This is a genomic window from Rhodococcus sp. WB9 (assembly GCF_007558985.1).
GTDB lineage: Bacteria > Actinomycetota > Actinomycetes > Mycobacteriales > Mycobacteriaceae > Rhodococcus_F > Rhodococcus_F opacus.
The window spans coordinates 4705490-4723593 of the sequence record NZ_CP041769.1; the positions used below are offsets into that span (position 1 = coordinate 4705490).

Genomic DNA, 18104 nt, shown 5'->3' on the forward strand with positions numbered 1-18104 from the left:
CGGTCACGGTACGACGACCGCGCGGCCGGCGACCTTCCCTTCACGCATCATCTGCAGAGCAAACGCGATGTCGTCGAGCGGAAACTCCTGAACCGCCATGCCGATCTCGCCGTCGACGAGGCGCCGAATGAGGTCGGGTGCTAGTTCTGCCTGTCGCGCACTCTTGCGAATCATGTTGACCGGCAGCAACTGTACATCTTTGAGCAGCCAGTTCGGCAAATCGATCGTGAGTTCGGTCCCCAGCGTGTAGCCGATCAGCGCGGCCCGCCCGCCCGGTACGACGCGCTCGAGCAGGTACGGCAGCGAGTCGCCGCCGAGGGTATCGACGAGCACATCCGCCACCGGATCGGGTCCCAGGGTGTCGGCCAGTTCACGCCCACGGCCGACGACCGGTCGGACACCATTGGGCACGAGCGGGACCTGGTCGGCTCGCGGCACCACACCGATCACGTCGGCGCCCGCGAGGAGCGCGAACTGCGCAGCCATGGACCCGACCGCGCCGGCTGCTCCGGATACGAGGACCCGCTCACCCGCGGTGACGCGGGCGATGTCGTGGACCGCGACGAAACCGGTTGTGCTCGGGAGAAAGAACGTGGCTGCAATGGCCGGTTCGAGGGCGGAGTCGAACGGAGTGAAAACCTTGTCGGCGGCCACGAGGTACTCGGCCCAGCATCCGGGCTTGAAGAGGCCGACTCCGCCGCCCCGGACCAGCACCCGGGTACCGGCGTCGAAGATGTCCGATTCGATCACGGTGCCGGCCCCGTCGGTGCCTCCGACGTGGGGCAGGGCCGGCTTGATGTCGAAGTTCCCGCTGCCGACGGTGAGGTCGAGGTGCCCCAGCGCCGCCGCGTCGATCCGGACGAGGGTCTGTCCGGGTTTCCGGGTCGGCACCTCGACGTCGTCGATGATCGGGTCGTGTCCGAATGTGTGAAAGCGGGCTGCGCGCATGTTCTGTCCTTCGGGAGTGCTGTCGGGTGGAAAGGTCTGATCGAAGTGACCGGCTCAGGTGAGGGCCGAGTCGGCTCGCAGCCGCTCAATGGTCTCTGCGGAGTAGCCGGTGACCTCGCGGAGTACGGCATCGGTGTCTGCGCCCAGTACCGGCGCCGGTTGCCGGATCGTGACGGCTTTCCCGATTCGGATCGGGGCGCCCTGGTGGAGAAACGCTCCCGCACGGGGATGGACGGCGGGCACGTAGTAGGCGCGGGCACGCAGATGCGGATCGGCTTCGACGAGGTCCCGCCCGTTCTGCACGGTCCCGGCGGGGACGCCCGCCTGCTGGAGTTGCTCGGTGACGAGATCGGCGGGCCGCGGCGACGTCCATGCCGTGATCGCCGCCGCGATGTCGGACTCGTGCGCCCGTCGCGCCTCGGGCGTGCGGAAACGCTCGTCCGTCGCCCATTGAGGGCAGCCGATCACCGCGCACAATCTGGTCCAGTCCGCGTTGTCACGAACGGTGACCGCGCACCAGCGGTCGGGTCCGAGGCAGCGGAAGACGCCGTGCGGTGACATGTCGGGATGAGCATTGCCGAGCGGAACAGGAAGCTGTCCGGCGCCCGTCGCCTGCACGACACTGGTGCCCATGTGTGACGCCATCGCCTCCAGCTGGGAGAGATCGATGTGCTGACCGCGGCCGGTGCGGTCTCTGTGCTCGAGGGCGGCGAGAACCGCTGCGGCGCCGTGCAATCCTGCGACGATGTCACCATGACCGTAAATCGCTCCGACGACGTCATCGGCGCTCCACCCGGTGAGAGCGGTCAGTCCGGTAGCGGCGGAGACGATGTCCGCATAGGTGACCCAGTCGCGTCGCGGTCCGGTGTGACCGGTCCCCGACATGGAGACGTACACGATGTCCGGGCGTAAGGAGCGAAGCCGTTCGTACCCGAAGCCCATCTTCTCCATCACCGAGGAACTGAAGTTCTCGACCACCACGTCGGACTGCGCCACGAGGTCGGCGAGCACGGTCAGTCCTGCCTCGGAACGAGTGTCCACAGTGATGCTGCGCTTGTTCCTGTTGACGTCGTTGAAGTATCCGCTGGTGTTCGGGTCGTCGTGTGGTCCGCGGGACAGGTGCATGAACGGCGCGAACCGTGTGGGGTCGGGTCGGCCCGACGACTCGACCTTGATGACGTCGGCGCCGTGGTCCGCCAAGATCTGAGTGCAGTAGGGACCGGCGAGGACCCAGGTGAGGTCCAGGACCCGGACGCCCGACAGGGGCAGCAGGTCTGGCCCGGATGCGGTCACGGTCGGCTCGAGGACTTCGGGTTTCGGCTCGTCGAGGAGAATCTGGTGCGCACCGATCGACGGAACCGGCAGGGCCCGGGTCCTCCCTCCTTCCGGGAAGGGGAAGGAGAAGCCCAGATCTCGTACGGTGGTCCCGGGCTCGTCGACGTCGACGAAGAAGTCGCGGTCATGGAGTTGGGGGTTCGACAACAGTTCGTCGGGTCGGACGACGGCCGACCACGGCAGCTTGCGTTGCTGCGCTGCCCGCGCGAAGTCCTCCTTCGGCCATTTGTCGAGGAAACGCTGCAGCACGGCGAAGATGTGGTCCTGCTGCTCTTTCCGCTCGACGGGGTCAGCCCATCTCGGGTCGTCCAGATCCTCCTGGGCACCCTCTTCGACCAGCCAGGAGACCAGCGCGTCCCACATCCGGGGACTTCCGCCGAGCCCGCCGCCGACATAACCGTCAGCGGCCCGGAACAGGCCGTGCGGTACCAACGGGTGCACCCGGCCGGGTCGGTCCGGGACGCGATCCTCGTGGAGATAGGCCAGGGCGCCGGCCTCGAGGCCTGCCGCCACGCATTCCTGTGCGGAGACGTCGATCAGGGGGACCGGGCCCCGACGCCGCGCCTGGAGGCCGAGCAACACCGCGACCGCGGCGTTCACCCCTGCCAGCTGTTCGGCTTGCCCCTGAGGTAGTGCCAGCGGGGGCCCGTCGGCTTCACCAACCTGGGCGAGCATTCCACCGAGGGCCGCGAGCGTCAGGTCGGTGGCGCACCACTGGCGGCGCGGACCGTCGACGCCGAAGGGTGTGACTCGTACGTGAACGACCGGTCCCGGCGCCGGCTCGATCGGCTCGTCGCCGACGGCGCTGCCATCGAGATATACGTCCGCCCCGGCCACCAGGCGCGCCAGTTCCGCACGGCCCACGGCTGTCTCGACGTCGATCGCGACGGATTTCTTTCCGGCGTGCCAGTGCGTGAATGCGTGGCCGTCCAGTTCCCGTCGGGTCGGATCACCCTCCGGCGGTTCGACCAGGACAACCTCGTATCCCAGTCCGACCAGGATGCGGCCGGCGAATCGGCTCAGCGGGCTGGACAACTCCACCACGCGAATTGCGCTTTCCACCAGAAGGACTCCGTTTCATAGTTCCCAGCGGGCGTCCGCCCGTTCACTGGAACCGAACCTACGTCGCATTCCCGTACCAGTGAATCGATCTGTTCTGCTGACCGAACCGGACGGACGCGTCGTCGCCGAGCGTCAGGCCGGGGGTTGGTTCAGGTGGTCTGTGACCCACCCACGGAGCAGAACGCTCGAGGTATCGACTTCTCCTGTGATCTTGCCCTGGCCTCGGAAGAAGGTGACCAGTTGATTCGCTCGTGCCACGTCGTCGTCCGTGAAGTCGCGCACCCCGAAATCGATCTGGGATACTGTCCGACGGGCCTCGGCCGGATCCATCTGGATCGAGTCGGAGATCGCCTTGGCGGCCCGCTCCGGGTCGGCATCGGTGATTGCAGCGGACTCGGCGATCACGTCGAACACCCGGGCGGCGACGTCCTCGTTCGCCGACAACCAGGAATCGGACGCCAGGATCCATTGTGAATACCTGGCTCCGAAGTCACCGGTCGTCGCGACGACACGACCGCCTGTCTCCGCGGCCTGCTCGACCCACGGATCGAACGACAGGAATCCGTCGATGTCACCGCGGGCGAGCAGCGCCGGTTGTTCGGGCGGACTGGTGTTCACGAGCTTGACCGACGCCGGGTCTCGACCGAGGCTCCGCAGATACAAGTCGGTGAAGTAGAGCCCGATACCGGGGAACACACCCATCGTCTCGATGTCCTTGGGCTCCACACCCTCGCGCAGGACCACCTGGAAGTAGCGGTCGGAATCCTCGAACACACCGAGCGCGCGCAGCGACGGATTCGCGGCCATGACGGTGAGCGCCGTGGAGTCGGCGTTCCCGGACAATTCCGAAGTCCCTGCCACGACGTTCTGCGCGCCGGCTGCTCCCCCTTCTGTCTGCATCACCTGAACGTCCAGTCCGGCGTCCTCGAACATGCCCTCGGCATCGGCGAGGAAGATCGGCGCATACGACGGGTCGACACCCACGGAGATGCGGATCAGCCCGCTCCCCTGCGCTGCTTCGGTCGCGGGCCGGGTACAGGACGTCGAGGCGACGGTGAGAGCCGCCAGTGCCGCGACGGCGAGCAACGCGCGCCGTCCGATCGAGTGTGTCATGAGAATCCTTCGGGTGAGGTGGCGAGCCGGGTCAGCGGCCAGTGAAATGCGGCCGACGCTTGTCGAGGAAGGCTTGTAGCCCTTCGGCGGCGTCGGCCGTGCGAATGAGATCGAGGACACCGACAAACTCCGCGTCCAGTGCCTGATCGAGTGGGAGTGTCCGTCCTGCTTCGACGACCCGCTTGAGGAGGCCGATTGCGGCCGTCGGTCTCGCCGCCCACTCGGCGGCGAGACGGTCTATCCGCGCGTCGAATTCGTCGTCCGGTACCACCTCGTCCACCAAGCCGATCCGGCGGGCCTCGTCGGCGGACAGGCGCCGACCCTCCATCATGAGGAGCTTCGCTCGATGCGCACCGAGCAAGCGGGGCAAGCGCTGACTGCCGCCGGCCCCGGGAAACAGTCCGAGACCGATCTCCGGGAACCCGATCGACGCCGACGCCGCCATCACCCGCACGTCACAGGCCAGTGACAACTCCGCTCCACCGCCGAGTGCATGCCCGTTGAGGGCTGCCAGCACGGGTTTCGGAGCAGTCTCGAGGACCTGCTGCACCTCGATCCAGGGCCGCATCGCGTGCTGCGTCTCCTCCGACAGTTCGCGCATCACTCGGATGTCGGCGCCAGCCACGAAGAAGCGTCCCGTTCCGCGCAACACGATGCACCGCACGTCGGTGTCCGCCGCCAGCGGCTTCAGGGTGTCGAGCAATTCCGCGATCAGAGCGGGATCGAAGGCGTTGGCCGGCGGTCGCTCGATGCGCACGACCGCCACGGCGTCGGCCACAGCGGCATGCACCGATGCGGCGAGCGGAGGGAAGGAAGGCGTCATCTGTACTCCATGGGTCGACTGGAACTGAGAATTCGAGTATCAGTGCGCTCGCGCCCCGGCACACCCCCAGCGGTCCGGTAGGCGAACCCGCGACGCAAACCGGGCCGCGCACGCGAAGCATTCCGCCGAATATCATGAACCCTCCGGCTCTCGACAGCTGAGAAACGGGATGTGCGCCAGAACGCTGGCGTGCGGTAGTCAACGCCCTATCTGCCTTTCGTCGATCTCCCACATCCATGCAGGTCAGCCCGTCGGGTCCGGCTACCGGGACGGCCTTGATGCGGCGGATGCCCCACTTGCAGATACTTGGCGCTGCCATTGGCGGGGCTCCAAGCCTTCCTGTACGCCTGCGAGAACTCTCGGGGTCGACCCTGCCGCCGTGAAACTGCTCGGTACCGGCCGTCCCGAGCAACCCGCCCTACTCGCCCGTGGCCACATCGACGCCTCCATTTCGTTCGACCGGGAATCATCCGACAATTCAAGGAGATTGGGTGAGCGTTACAACGCGACTGTTCGCGAAAACAATTATCGCGCTGGCATTGACGGCGGCCCTGACAGGTTGCGGTACACATGCGGGACCCGAAGATGCAGCTTCACGTTCACAAGCAGAATCGGGCAGTCCTTCGTTGGTCGTCGCAACGAAAACTGGTGACGTGGAGGGGGTATCGACTGGACAGGTGGATCAGTTCCTCGGCGTGCCTTATGCGGCCCCACCCGTCGGCACCCTGCGCTGGGAGCCGCCCGTACCGACGCCGACGTGGGACGGCATCCGTTCAGCAGCGGAATTCGGCCCGAGGTGCTATCAACCGGTGAGCGGTGGCAGCGACGAGGTGTCTTATGGCGAAGATTGTCTGTATCTGAATGTCTATACACCGTCCGAGCGAACCCGAGGGCCCCTCCCGGTCCTGTTCTGGATTCACGGAGGTGGCTTCATGACTGGTTCGGGAAGCCAGTCAGATGGGTCACAAATCGCGGGAAAGTTCAACACAGTCGTTGTCACCATCAACTACCGCCTCGGCGCCTTCGGCTTCCTCCAGCTACCCGGGGCCGACGACGGCACCGCAGGAAACTTCGGACTCCTGGATCAGCAAGCAGCCCTGCGCTGGGTTCGAGAGAACATCGCAGGCTTTGGCGGCGACCCCGGCCAAGTCACTATTGTGGGTCAATCTGCCGGAGGACACTCGGTGTGCGCCCAACTCGCTTCGCCGACAGCGACCGGCCTGTTCCAGGGCGCGATCATCCAAAGCGGCGGATGCCCGAGCCACTCAACTGAAGAAGCGCAGGCCGACGCCGTCTCGTTCGCGGGTTCGACAGGCTGCCCCGAACCCGGCGACATGGCCCGGTGCCTACGATCGCGATCAGGCGAAGAACTTCTCGCAGCGAGCGCGAATTTCGGGGGAATCCTCACCGGCCCTCTGCCCATCGTCGGGGGCCCCGAACTTCCGATTGCACCGGACGCGGCGATCAAGTCTGGTTCGTTCAACAATGTCCCCATCATGATCGGGGAGACACGCGATGAAACTCGCAGCTGGGCAATCCCTTTCGCAGACATGACTGAGGACCGATACAAGCAGGAACTGCAGGAAGAATTCGGACCACTTGCACACGCTGTCGCCGACCAGTATCCGTACTCGTCGTTTCCGAGTCCGTACAGTGCGGCCTACGCACTCAGTACGATATGGAATGACAGCAGTGTGTTCTACGGGCTCGGAGGATGCCAATACCTGACGCTGGCGAACGACATTGCTGTCCAGCAGCCACGAGTCTTCTTCTACAGGTTCGACGACGAGCACGCGCCCACACGCGAGACCAAACTTCCCGATTTCAACGTAGGAGCAGCGCATTCCACCCAGCTGCCGTACCTGTGGGGCGGGGAATTGGCGACGCAGTTCACTCCGGAACAGCAGCAACTGTCGCAAACGATGATGGCTTATTGGGCAGGATTCGCCGCGCACGGCAGTCCCACTGCTCCCACTCGGCCCGAGTGGCCGGCGATCGGTGACGGCAAAATGATGGTCCTGGATTCAGGCACCAACACACGCACCGTCAGCACGGAGCAGTACGCAGCGGACCACCGGTGTGGATTCTGGAACGAGCAGAACTACAACTGGCTCCCCACCACGCCCACTGCCTGACGATCGTCGACAACACTCTGGTTATCGTCATGCCGAGGCCCGTAGCGCCCACACACGTACCGTGTCGTCACCAGGAAGGACGCAGGCTTCCGGCCCCCAAGGGATCATTTATGCCTTGGGGGTCTCGGGTGGTGGGTTCCATACTTGCCGTAGATGGACGGGCCTCACAGGGAGCGCTATCGGTTGCGTCTATGAAGATGGTGTGCGGACCGGATCCGCATCGGACCGGCGTGTCGTAGCCCCAAGAAGGCGGCCATCGCGTGACTCTTCGAGAGACCGACCAAAGTCATTCGATGAGGACCACGAGATGACCACTGCCCACGACATCGACCGCACCAGTTCCTGCCGGACCGCCTCACCGACGCCAGTCCAAACCTGCTGCGGAGCCTGCTGTCCACATTCATCGACGCGCTCATACGTGCAGGGCGGTACCCCCACCCGCGCCGGCACTCTCGACGTCGCCATCTCAAGCTGCGGACCGGCTCGTACTTCCCGGACAGTGAGAATGACGGGTGCGAGTTGGTTGTCCGCGTCTGACCCATTCCCTGACTGACCATTGTGTCTTCAACCAGATCCGTCGGCGAGGACCACCAACTCGCGTCTGCACGCAACCGGAGGGGCATCGTGACCTTATAGGAGCCTGTGCCGAAGGCCCCATCACTGTCTTGTCCGCCTGTCCAGCCGGTGCGTGCCGCCACGTTCAACGCGAGAAAGGACGGCACGTTCAGGATGGCGAAACAGATGCGAAAGGTCTACGGCGGTGTTGACACTTACGGACGGACGCACCACGCGGCCGCAATCGATGGCACCGGCAGGGTGTTGGGCGACCGCGAGTTTCCCGCGACCCCGGCTGGCTACCGCAAGTTGATTTCATGGTTCGGGCAGCTCGGTGATGTGGCCAAGGTCGGCATCGAGGGAACCGGGTCCTACGGCGCGGGTCTGGCCCGTGCGATGGCCGAGGCGAACATGCAGATTGTGGAGGTAGATCGGCCCGATCGCCGTGCGCGTCGCCGCAAGGGCAAGTCCGACCCGCTCGATGCGTTGGCCGCCGCCCGAGCCGCACTGTCCGGCGAGGCCGCCGGAATTCCGAAGACCCGATCCGGTCCGGTCGAAGCTATCCGTGCGCTGCGCGTGGCGCGCAGAGGCGCGATCAAGGCGCGAACTGCGGCATTCAGCCAGCTACGGGGTGATCGTCAGCGCGTCGGCGGGGCTGCGTGCTGCACTGACAGAGCTACGCGGACAGCAACTGGTCGATCGCTGTGCGGCGTTCCGCATCGACGACGACCGGATCGACGATCCGACAACCGCCACCAAAGCGGCACTGCGCGCAATCGCTCGCCGGATCATCGCGTTACAGGACGAGATCCAAGCAGCAGACCGCCGCCTTGCCCCGCTGACCACCGCGGTCGCACCCCGAACAGCGGCGGTGTTCGGTGTCGGTGCCGAGGTGGCCGGGCAGATGCTGGTCACCGCGGGAGACAATCCCGAACGGCTTCGCAGCGAGGCTGCGTTCGCGCATCTGTGTGCCGCGGCACCGATTCCGGCCAGTTCCGGACGGACCGACAGACACCGACTCAACCGCGGCGGAGACCGCGCCGCCAACACCGCGCTCTACATGGTCGTCGTAACACGGATGCGCCGCCATCAACCCACCCGCGCCTACGTGGCACGCCGAACCGCCCAGGGGCTGAGCAAAAGCGACATCATGCGTTGCTTGAAACGATTCGTCGTCCGCGAGATCTACCACGCCATCCGCGCAGATTTCGAGGCCGCGCACGCCACTTGACGAACATAGGAGCATCTGGTTGCTGCAGCGCCGCAAACGCGCCGAGAGGGCGCTGACCTCGGTCGTGGCCACCTGCCACCTGTTCCGCGTCTCCACCCGCCTGATGGAAAAACTCGGCGATTCCCTCGGCATAACCTCATTGCATCGCCAAGCTCGAGCCGAAGTAGGACGACTGACCCGTCCGCCACGAAACTGCCGCGACGGGCGGGCGACCAGTGCGGCCGCCGCGAAACCGGACGACAACTACACACCGATTCACGTCAGCGGCTCACACGGCAACTTCCCCCGCTTCACCGCGTCGACCAAAGTCGCGTGGTCGCGTTCGGTCTGATCCGCATAGGCGTGCGCGAACCGGCTCAGTGCGACGTCGAGCGTGTCCGACTTTCCGACGTAGCCGCCGATCATCGACGCACCACTGGTCCGCGCGTGGCCCTTCGCGAGCAGGCGCCCGCAGATGCCGGCGTAGTCGGTCAGCGCTGCCGCGCTGAGGTGGTCGATCGGGATCGCGCCCTTCATGTTCCGGAACTGCCGCACGTAGTACTGCCGGCCCTCCACCGTGGTCCAGCCGAGCAACGGATCGCTGACGGTCTGCAGGGCCTGCTGGTACTCGACCACGCGCCGGCCCTGGTGGTCGTGCCAGGCGGACTCGCCGTGTACGAAGCGCGCCACGACGGAACGACGCGCCTGCTTGAGCTGCAGGAACACCACGTCGTCGGCACTGCTCCCTTCGCACAGCACGACGTAGGCACGCAGTCCGACGCTGCCCACGCCGACCACTTTGTGCGCGACGTCGACGACGGTGTAGCCACTGAGCAGTCGTGCCCAGTGGCTGGGCAGCGTGGTGAGGTATTCGTCGAGCCCGGCGGCGATTTGCTCGGCCTCCGCCTCGGACACCCGGGTGATCAGCGGCGGCTCCTCCACGATGCGCCGGCCGGTTTCGTCCTGCTCGGTGAATCGAGGCAGCGCCCGGTCGCTGACGCGGCGCCGAGCCCGCTCCGCGGCGCGGGTGATCTCGTGGCGCAGCGACTCGTCCGACGCCGTCGTCTGCAGCCGGTCGAGGTCGAGTCGCTCGAACGAGCGCGCCAGCAATGGTTGTTCCGCGAGCCAGCGCACATGCTCGCGATAGGTGGCGACGCAGGACTGCACCGCACTCTCGCACTGCCCCTCGGTCGCCGAGTTCTGCCGGCCCGCCACCCAGATGCTCGCAGTCAAGCGGCGCAGGTCCCATTCCCAGCCGCCGGGATGCGCCTCGTCGAAGTCGTTCAGATCCAGCACCAGGTCACGCTCCGGCGACGCGTAGAATCCGAAGTTGCCCAGATGCGCATCCCCGCAGATCACCGGCTGGATTCCGGTCACCGGCATCCCGGCGAGGTCCTGGGCCATCACGATCGCGGTGCCGCGCAGAAAACCGTACGGCGAAGCCGCCATCCGCCCGACCCTGACCGGTATGAGCGATTCCACCCGACCCTGGTGCGACACACCGATCTGATCCACCACATCGGGGCGATCGTCCGGTGCGCGCCACTCACCGAGCGCGGACCGCGGTACCTGCTTGCGCAGGCGTTTGCCGATCGCGTACCGCTCCGCCCTCGGCGTGGCCCGGCGGCGCAACGACGCGAACGACTGCCCGTCGATGGTCGGCAACACGATGTGCGCGTCCACGGTTGCGCGCCGACGTCGAGGATCGGGCCGTCCATCACGGCGTGCGGCTTGTCCGGGTTGGCCACGTTGCGCATCAGACAACTCGATCACCGTCTCTTCGCTGTGTGCAGTAAGGATGCGTGCAGCATATCGACGGGTACCTCACACTCGCGGCGAACGGTCGCTAGCCGTCCACCCGGTCTGTCGATCCGCTCGACCATGTCGCCGCGGTGGGCGGCATCGCCGAGCAGATCAGGGAGCTACCTCGATCCCGGACCGAGGCCGCACATTGCAGTACCTGATGCGTCAACAGTCGGTCACGCGAGACAATCCGACTCCCCAGCTCCCGGCAGCGGCTGTGTTCGAAAACTATTGGACCGAGCTCAACCTACTCGACATCGGCAAGTACACAGCCGACGAGCATCTCGACAAGTCCGACGCCATCGATGCGATCCGGCGTACGACGCCACCCACCACACCGACTTTCTGATCACTCTGCGTGCGTACTTCGATTCGAACGCGAACGTGCCCACAGCGGCCGACCGAATGCATGTCCACGGCAATACCATTGGTAGCGGATCACCCGCCTCACCGAGGAGTTCCATATCGCTTTCGACGATCCGACCACTCGCCTATGGCTGTGGCTCCGACTCGTTTCGACAGACCCGATGTGAGTGGACGCATGCGGGGTGGGTCCACTCCCCCGCGGTGTACCGGCTCTGGGACGTGACCGTTGCAGCCTGCACGCCGGGTGCCGGGAACGCGAGAATTGTCAGCGCCATGGCGCCGATGACGAGGCTGGCGAGACAGCCCGCGCCGCCTACGCTCGCGCGAATTGCGTGAAGTGGTTGAAATCTTCGACCTCTGTGTTGACTCACCATGACGATCTCCGTGTGCTCTCGACCGTGCCGCGGCGCCGGCGACGTGAAGCCAGCATGGCCGCGACTCGTCGTGACCACATCGGCCGACGTACGCGTGCGCATACCTGCTTTTCGACTACCCCTCCTCATTCGACCGTGGCTCGCTGACGAAACCGGGCGGTCGGTACCGCCGCGGCGAGTGCTGCCGCCAGAACGATGCCCGAAGCGACGAGCAATGCCAGGTGATAGCCATCGGAAAGCAGTGGTGTGACGATGAGCGGGCCCGCGATCTGACCGAGGCTGTATCCGGTCGTCAGGATCGCGACCGCGCGTGGGAACTGGAGGTGAGCGCCGATCGTCAGCGACATCTGACTGATGCCGAGGAATGTTCCCCCGAACAGGAAGGCGGAGACCAGGGCGGGCCAGAAGCCGCCTGCCACCGCGGGCAACGCGATGCCGGCGGCCTGAATGACGAGTGCGATCACCAGCAGGATCGGGCGAGACCATCGTCTGCCGAGCAACACCCAGAGTGGACCGGACGGTAGCGCCGCCAGTCCGACGAGTACCCAGGCGCCACTGCCGGCGAAGCTGCCGGCGGTGTGGTCGATCGCTGCCACGAGAAACGTGCCGGCGATGATGTACCCGACGCCCTCGAGGGAATAGCTGACGAAGAGCGCACCGAACCGGCGGTGCCCCTGCTTGTGCGATCTTCTGCGCTCGGCCGTCGGCGCCGTCGGAGCTCGTTCCGGTGTGAGAGTCCACGCCGCGAGGGTGCAGATCAGGGTCAGCAGTGCCGCCGCCCACCACACGGAGCTCCACGTGCTCACCGACCGCAAGATGAGGACGACGAGCCCGGACAGGGCAATACCTGCTCCGATTCCGCCGAACGCCCAACCCGACAGGTATGCCGCGTGCCCACTCAGGTTGGAGTGCATGGCACTGACCGCGATGACGAAGACCATCGCGCTGGTGGCACCCGCAACACAACGCAGTACGGCCCAGGCGGTTTCGTTCGATGTCACCGGCATGAGCGCCAGCGTGGTGGTCAGGATCAGCATCGAGACACGCATGGCTGCCGCCGAGCGCATCAAGCCGGGTAGGACGATTCCGGCCAGCGCGCCGACGAGGTATCCCAGATAGTTTGCCGTCGCCAGAGCGGCGCCCGCCGACGGTGTCAATCCTGCCTGGGCCTCCATCAGAGGGAGAACAGGTGTGTAGACGAACCGTCCGATGCCCATGCTCGCCGCCAATGCGGCCCCGACCTGGCCGACCGTGATCCACGGCGATGTCGGCGTGCGGAATGCGGTCAGCTCGTCGGTGCTGTCTACTGCGTTCATGCGTTCTCTTTCAACAACATTCGGTCGGCGCGTAGGTTCCGCTAGCGAGCCACGGATTTCAGGGAAGCCGGGCGGCTGGACTCGTGGGTGTGGAACAGGAAACGCGACATCGCAGGGGTCATGGTGGAATCGTTACGGCGGATGAACAGGGTGTCCGCGCGCGAGTCGGCCGGCGCGAGGTGATGCACCTTCAACGCCGCCGCCAACGGCGAAGTGGTCACCACGCCCAGCGGCAGCAGGGTCACGCCCATCCCCGCGGCCGCACACCCGAGGATGCCCTCGAGAGTTCCGAACTCGAGGACGTCCGGGCTCGGCACTCCGTGCTGCTCGAAGAGCCGTTCCAGGCGGGCCCGGTAGGCGCAGCCGGCCCGGAGGACGAGAACCTTGTGCCGCCGGCAATCGGTCATTACGGAGTCCAGATCGGCCACGCGAACACCGCTCACCAGCACGAGTTGCTCGATGAAGACCTGCTCGGCTACCAGGTCCGGATGCCGTACCGGGCCGCAGACGAACGCGCCGTCGAGTCGATGCTCGATCACCTGGGTGGTCAGCGCGTCGGTGGTGTCGGTCGCCAGGGTGAAGTCGACTCGGGGGCACTCGTCGCTGAAGGCGGCCAGCACCCCGGGGAGCCGCAACCCGGCGGTGGTCTCCATGGAGCCGATCGCCAGTCGTCCACCCGGCTCGTGATCGTCGCTGACGACCTGCGTCACTTCCCGCACGAGCTGAGTGATCTGTTCGGCATAGGGCAGCAGACGTTCGCCGGAGTTCGTCAGGGTCACCCCACGGGCATGGCGGCGGAACAGTTCCACACCGAGTTCGTCTTCGAGCGCGCGGATCCGTGAGCTGATGTTCGACTGAACCGTCAGTAGTTCCTTCGATGCCCGGGAGATTCCGCCGGCGCGGGCCACGGCCAGGAAGAAGTTCAGATCGCCGATGTCCATGAGAATTACCGCGTTTCACTCCACAGGTTCCGAACGATCTCCCCTGCGGGGGCCGAACGAGCACTGCGATAGCCGGTGCCGGCCCAGAGGGCGAGGCCGTGCGGGTCGCCGGCGGCGCCTGCTGCGGCCCGCAGCCCACTGGTCAGCAGGTGTACCTGTGGATATGCCGCCACCGCGTGAGCATCGAAGTCGGTGATGAAGTCGTTGACCAGGCCACGCGCGGGTCGACCGGAGAACGCGCGGGTGACGACGGTGTCGGTGAAGCGGGCGTCGTGCAACGCGGCCCGGTGCGCGGGTTTGGTCCCTGCCTCGTCGGCGTCGAGGAGAGCGGTACCGATCTGGACGGCGGTGGCGCCGGCCGCGAGTGCCGCCGCGACGTCTGCTGCGGTCGCGATCCCACCCGCCGCGATGATGGGAAGGTCGATTGCCGAGTGGGCCGCCTCGACCAACTCCCTCGTCGAACGTGGGTCCGGCTCGGCGTCGGGGTCGAGCGTCGCTCGGTGCCCGCCCGCGTCGACTCCTTGTAGACCGACCGCGTCGACGCCCACCCCTGCGGCCGAGCACGCCTCGTCGACATCGGACACCGTGGCCACCACGGCGCTGCCGGCGTCGTGTAACCGATCGACGACGTCCCGCGGTGGAAGACCGAAGGTGAACGACACCACGGGAACGGCAAGCTCGACCGCGAGGTCGACCTTGGCGCCGAATGCGTCGTCGTCGAAGTCGACGACCTCCGGCAGCGACACCTGCCAGTGTTCGGCGAGTGGCTGCAGTCGCGCTCGGTAGGCCTCCACCGCTGCACGGTCGGCCAAGGGGCGGCCCGGGACGAAAATATTGAGTCCGAACGGTGCGCTCGTCAGCGCGCGGACCGCGTCGACCTCACGCCGAACCGCGTCGACGGTCTTGTACCCGGCCGCGAGGAAACCGAGGCCACCGGCGGACGAGACCGCGGCAACGAGCTCGGGGGTGCTCGGTCCTCCTGCCATGGGCGCCCCGATGATGGGAATTCGGAGGCCGTCCTCGAGATCGAACACCAGGATCCTTTCGGTCGATGTGTGCGTGGCGGACCGGGTTCACGTCCGCTTCACCCTTTCCGCTCCTGATACTGCACCGCCGCAGTGCGGAGCGGAAATGCCTCTTCGGCCGGATCTATGCTTGGGAGTTATGTCCATCGAACTGCGGCATCTGCGGGCGGCCGTTGCGATCGCCGAGGCAGGCTCGTTCACCGCCGCGGCGAACGCTCTCCACATCACCCAGCCGGCGCTCACCCGAACGGTGCAGCAGCTCGAGACCTCACTCGGCGTGCGATTGTTCGACCGGACCTCGCGGGCACTTGCCCTCACCGAGGACGGTGCCGGGTTCGTCGAGAAGGTGCGCGTCATCCTCGGCGATCTCGATTCCGCGGTTGCGCTGTACACCAACCGATCCCTCGTCCTCGGCTTCAGTTGGCTCCTGCCCGATCCGTGGGCGCAGCAGGTGATCGACGACGTCGAGAAGAATTCCCGCGCCACCGTCGTTCCGCGACGCTACGACGACCCCATCGCCGCACTGAACAACGCCACCGTGGACGCCGCCATCGTCCGCCGGGATGTTCCCGGCGACGAGTTCGTACAACATCCACTGTTCGAGGAGCAGCGGATTGCGGCGGTTTCGACTGCGTCGCCTCTCGCGACCCGAGAATCGATCGACTGGGCCGAGTTCGGAACGCTTCCCCTGGTCATCAATACCGTCAGCGGCACCACATCCGAAGATCTGTGGCCGAACCACGACGGCCCGGTGGTGACGTGTTCGAACTTCGACGACTGGCTCGAGTTGATCGCCGCCGATCGGGGTGTCGGCACGGTTCCCGAAGTGGCCCGCAGGCGGGTAACCCATCGGAACGTCCAGTTCATCCCGCTGGTCGGTGCGCCGCCCGCGGTCGTGAGGTTCGTGTACCGCCGCAACCGCGCGACGCCGCTGCTGCGAGTACTGCGGGACGCCGCGATCCGGCACTCTCCACCACCCGGCAGTGCCACGGTCGGTCAACGCGACTGACCGTCGTCGGTGTGCCGGCGAAGCCGCGCGACTTCCCGCTCCAGTTCTGCATTGCGGGATCGCAGTCGTTCGATTTCTTCCTGTAGACCCTTGCGGGCCAACGTGAGCGACTCCCGCATCCGCGCCTCGCCGTACTTCGGCGGGATGTTCTTCGTGCAGTTCCGGTCGAGGGCCTCGACGTGGATGACGAACGCGCGATCGCATCCGGCCTTACCTGACCCGCCGGGTGTGGTGAGGAGCCGGGCGATGAGATCCGGATCGTCGGCACGCTCGACGACCTCGGCTCGACCGTAGACTTTGACTCTGGTACGGGTGGGGTAGTCGATGAAGAAGAGAGCCACTCGGTCGTTCTCGTCGAGATTGCCGACCGTGACGAACTGCTGATTTCCCGAGTAGTCCGCCAGCGCAATCGTCGTCGGGTCCGGCACGTGCACGAATCCGGGCGGGCCGCCTCGGTGTTGGATATAGGGCCACCCCGAGGGTGTCACAGTCGCGATGAAGAACGAATCGGTGGCTCGGATCAGGGCAGTGACGCGGGTGTCCAGTTCGTCGGGCAGGCCTGGGTCGTCCTCCTGCGCCCGCATGCGCCCGTACCAGTTGATGCTCCCCGTCGCGTTCTGCCGCTCGGCCACCGGAGCAGTGAACGCGATCGCGCCGTACCGGGTCGGGTGTCTCATGACGAGTACTCGGAATCGATCTGCTTCCACGCCCTCTGGACTATCGGGCTGTCCACGCCGCGCCGCAACGTCAGCACGAACACCACTGCGGTGACCGTGGTTACCGCGATGGGGTAGACCAGCCCGGCGAGCACGTTCCCGGTCGCGGAGTTGAGCGAGAGCGCCACCAGAGGGGTGAAGCCACCGAACACGCCGGTCCCGATGTGGTACGCCAGCGACAGTCCGGTGTAGCGGATCTGTGGTGGGAACAATTCGGACAGGAATGCCGCGGTGGGCCCGTAGACCATGGTGACGAAGATGACCTGAATCGTCAGCGGCACGATCATTTGGATGTGGTGGCCCTCGACCGCGGCGTCCCGGACCCACTGGAACAGCGGGAGGTAGCCGACTGCCGAAAGTACCAAGCCGCACAGGATGATCCGAGTCCGTCCATACCTGTCGGACATCTTGCCGAAGACGACGAAGAACGGTGTCGCGATGACCAGGGCGATTCCGACCGAGACATTCGCGGTGAGGAAGTCGATCTTCAAGATCGTCTGCAGGAAGTACAGCGTGTAGAACTGGCTGGTGTACCAGGCAACTCCCAGCCCGGCCGTGACTCCGAAGAGCACGACGAGCAGCAACGCGAAGGCCGGCTTGTGCGCAACCGCATCCTTGATCGGTGAACGCGAAAGGTTTCCGCTCCGTCGCATCTCCTCGAACACCGGCGATTCGTGCATCTTCATGCGGATCTTCAGCGAGAACAACACCAGGACCGCGGACAGGAGGAACGGAATCCGCCAGCCCCACACACTGAATGCCTGCTCGCCCAGGCCGACCCGGCAGAGCACGATGACGCCGATCGACAGGAGGAGGCCACCGGTCGCGGTCGTCTGGAGAACACTGGTGAGGGCTCCACGTTTCCTCGCCGGCGAATTCTCCGCGATGTAGACGACTGCGCCCCCGTACTCTCCGCCGATCGCGAGACCCTGCAGCAGCCGCAACGTCACCAGCATTATCGGCGCCAGAATCCCGATGTGGTCATAGGTGGGCATCAGTCCGAGCATCGTGGTGGCGCCGCCCATGATGAGCAACGTCGTCATGAACGTCTTCTTACGTCCGACGCGGTCCCCCATTCTGCCGAACACCATGGCGCCGATGGGGCGTACGACGAAACCCGTGCCGAAGGCGGCAATCGTGACGAGAAGTGCTGCGGTTCCGTTTCCTTCGGGAAAGAACATCCCGGAGAATACGACTGCGAGACTGCCGTAGATGTAGAAGTCGTACCATTCGATCAACGTTCCGACACTCGACGCGGTGATGATCTTGCGAAGGCTGCTCTTCGCGACACCGCTCGCGAGAGCGGGTGGTGAAACGGACTGGCTGGTGGTCATGGGGAATCCTTCTCCGGGACGCGCGGGGTGAGGGTTGGC

Annotated in this window: 14 protein-coding genes and 2 pseudogenes; 6 read left to right on the forward strand and 10 right to left on the reverse strand. The window is 65.8% G+C overall.

Annotation, left to right across the window (positions count from 1 at the left end; all coding sequences use genetic code 11):
* Window positions 1-3: 3 nt before the first annotated feature.
* From FND50_RS21815 to FND50_RS21830, 4 genes are all read right to left on the reverse strand, one after another.
* Complete coding sequence (locus tag FND50_RS21815) at window positions 4-948, reverse strand: zinc-binding dehydrogenase (RefSeq protein ID WP_144287083.1); 945 nt, start codon at window positions 946-948, stop codon at window positions 4-6.
* Between the two features lie 54 nt (window positions 949-1002).
* Window positions 1003-3345 (reverse strand): CoA transferase, encoded by a 2343-nt coding sequence (locus tag FND50_RS21820; RefSeq protein WP_260850615.1) that lies wholly within the window; start codon window positions 3343-3345, stop codon window positions 1003-1005.
* A 132-nt stretch (window positions 3346-3477) separates the two neighbouring features.
* Window positions 3478-4458 carry an ABC transporter substrate-binding protein gene (locus tag FND50_RS21825; protein ID WP_144287085.1) on the reverse strand — a complete coding sequence of 327 codons (981 nt, stop codon included), beginning with the start codon at window positions 4456-4458 and terminating at the stop codon, window positions 3478-3480.
* A gap of 31 nt (window positions 4459-4489) precedes the next feature.
* Window positions 4490-5281 (reverse strand): enoyl-CoA hydratase/isomerase family protein, encoded by a 792-nt coding sequence (locus FND50_RS21830; protein ID WP_144287086.1) that lies wholly within the window; start codon window positions 5279-5281, stop codon window positions 4490-4492.
* Window positions 5282-5772: 491 nt separating this feature from the next.
* Here FND50_RS21830 and FND50_RS21840 point away from each other — a divergent pair, with 491 nt between their 5' ends.
* From FND50_RS21840 to FND50_RS21850, 4 genes and pseudogenes are all read left to right on the forward strand, one after another.
* Window positions 5773-7416 carry a carboxylesterase/lipase family protein gene (locus FND50_RS21840; protein ID WP_186301125.1) on the forward strand — a complete coding sequence of 548 codons (1644 nt, stop codon included), beginning with the start codon at window positions 5773-5775 and terminating at the stop codon, window positions 7414-7416.
* Between the two features lie 741 nt (window positions 7417-8157).
* A pseudogene (locus FND50_RS37625) lies at window positions 8158-8541 on the forward strand (transposase); the annotation flags it as partial.
* Window positions 8542-8602: 61 nt separating this feature from the next.
* On the forward strand, window positions 8603-9202 hold the full coding sequence (locus tag FND50_RS37630) for a transposase (protein WP_313905277.1): 600 nt from the start codon (window positions 8603-8605) through the stop codon (window positions 9200-9202).
* 16 nt (window positions 9203-9218) lie between these two features.
* A pseudogene (locus tag FND50_RS21850) lies at window positions 9219-9350 on the forward strand (transposase); the annotation flags it as partial.
* 107 nt (window positions 9351-9457) lie between these two features.
* Here the strand turns inward: FND50_RS21850 and FND50_RS21855 are convergent.
* Window positions 9458-10864: a DUF2252 domain-containing protein gene (locus tag FND50_RS21855; RefSeq protein WP_144287088.1), complete on the reverse strand. Its 1407-nt coding sequence runs from the start codon at window positions 10862-10864 to the stop codon at window positions 9458-9460.
* A gap of 337 nt (window positions 10865-11201) precedes the next feature.
* Here FND50_RS21855 and FND50_RS37055 point away from each other — a divergent pair, with 337 nt between their 5' ends.
* Window positions 11202-11333 carry a hypothetical protein gene (locus FND50_RS37055; protein WP_260850616.1) on the forward strand — a complete coding sequence of 44 codons (132 nt, stop codon included), beginning with the start codon at window positions 11202-11204 and terminating at the stop codon, window positions 11331-11333.
* A gap of 516 nt (window positions 11334-11849) precedes the next feature.
* Here the strand turns inward: FND50_RS37055 and FND50_RS21870 are convergent.
* From FND50_RS21870 to FND50_RS21880, 3 genes are read right to left on the reverse strand one after another with little or no spacing between them, the layout of a single operon-like run.
* Entirely contained in the window at window positions 11850-13040 is a 1191-nt protein-coding gene (locus FND50_RS21870; protein WP_144287090.1) for a YbfB/YjiJ family MFS transporter, read from the reverse strand.
* A gap of 41 nt (window positions 13041-13081) precedes the next feature.
* A complete protein-coding gene (locus tag FND50_RS21875; RefSeq protein ID WP_144287091.1) occupies window positions 13082-13981 on the reverse strand; it encodes a LysR substrate-binding domain-containing protein in 900 nt (299 codons plus the stop codon).
* Between the two features lie 5 nt (window positions 13982-13986).
* Window positions 13987-15015, reverse strand: a complete 1029-nt coding sequence (locus tag FND50_RS21880; RefSeq protein WP_144287092.1) for a nitronate monooxygenase — start codon at window positions 15013-15015, stop codon at window positions 13987-13989.
* 130 nt (window positions 15016-15145) lie between these two features.
* On the opposite strand from FND50_RS21880, the gene FND50_RS21885 reads away from it, so the two are divergent.
* Entirely contained in the window at window positions 15146-16015 is an 870-nt protein-coding gene (locus FND50_RS21885) for a LysR family transcriptional regulator (RefSeq protein WP_144287093.1), read from the forward strand.
* On the opposite strand, the gene FND50_RS21890 is transcribed toward FND50_RS21885, so the two are convergent.
* Together FND50_RS21890 and FND50_RS21895 are read right to left on the reverse strand one after the other, a co-directional pair.
* Window positions 16003-16692 carry a pyridoxamine 5'-phosphate oxidase family protein gene (locus FND50_RS21890; RefSeq protein WP_144287094.1) on the reverse strand — a complete coding sequence of 230 codons (690 nt, stop codon included), beginning with the start codon at window positions 16690-16692 and terminating at the stop codon, window positions 16003-16005. The genes FND50_RS21885 and FND50_RS21890 overlap by 13 nt on opposite strands.
* Window positions 16689-18065 (reverse strand): MFS transporter, encoded by a 1377-nt coding sequence (locus tag FND50_RS21895; RefSeq protein WP_144287095.1) that lies wholly within the window; start codon window positions 18063-18065, stop codon window positions 16689-16691. The genes FND50_RS21890 and FND50_RS21895 overlap by 4 nt, the downstream gene beginning before the upstream one ends.
* Window positions 18066-18104: the final 39 nt, after the last annotated feature.

Bases quoted from the DNA above. Each gene is read 5' to 3' on its own strand.
- FND50_RS21815 (WP_144287083.1), bottom strand. From the start codon at position 948: ATGCGCGCAGCCCGCTTTCACACATTCGGACACGACCCGATCATCGAC.
- FND50_RS21825 (WP_144287085.1), bottom strand. From the start codon at position 4,458: ATGACACACTCGATCGGACGGCGCGCGTTGCTCGCCGTCGCGGCACTG.
- FND50_RS21830 (WP_144287086.1), bottom strand. From the start codon at position 5,281: ATGACGCCTTCCTTCCCTCCGCTCGCCGCATCGGTGCATGCCGCTGTG.
- FND50_RS21870 (WP_144287090.1), bottom strand. From the start codon at position 13,040: ATGAACGCAGTAGACAGCACCGACGAGCTGACCGCATTCCGCACGCCG.
- FND50_RS21875 (WP_144287091.1), bottom strand. From the start codon at position 13,981: ATGGACATCGGCGATCTGAACTTCTTCCTGGCCGTGGCCCGCGCCGGC.
- FND50_RS21885 (WP_144287093.1), top strand. From the start codon at position 15,146: ATGTCCATCGAACTGCGGCATCTGCGGGCGGCCGTTGCGATCGCCGAG.
- FND50_RS21890 (WP_144287094.1), bottom strand. From the start codon at position 16,692: ATGAGACACCCGACCCGGTACGGCGCGATCGCGTTCACTGCTCCGGTG.
- FND50_RS21895 (WP_144287095.1), bottom strand. From the start codon at position 18,065: ATGACCACCAGCCAGTCCGTTTCACCACCCGCTCTCGCGAGCGGTGTC.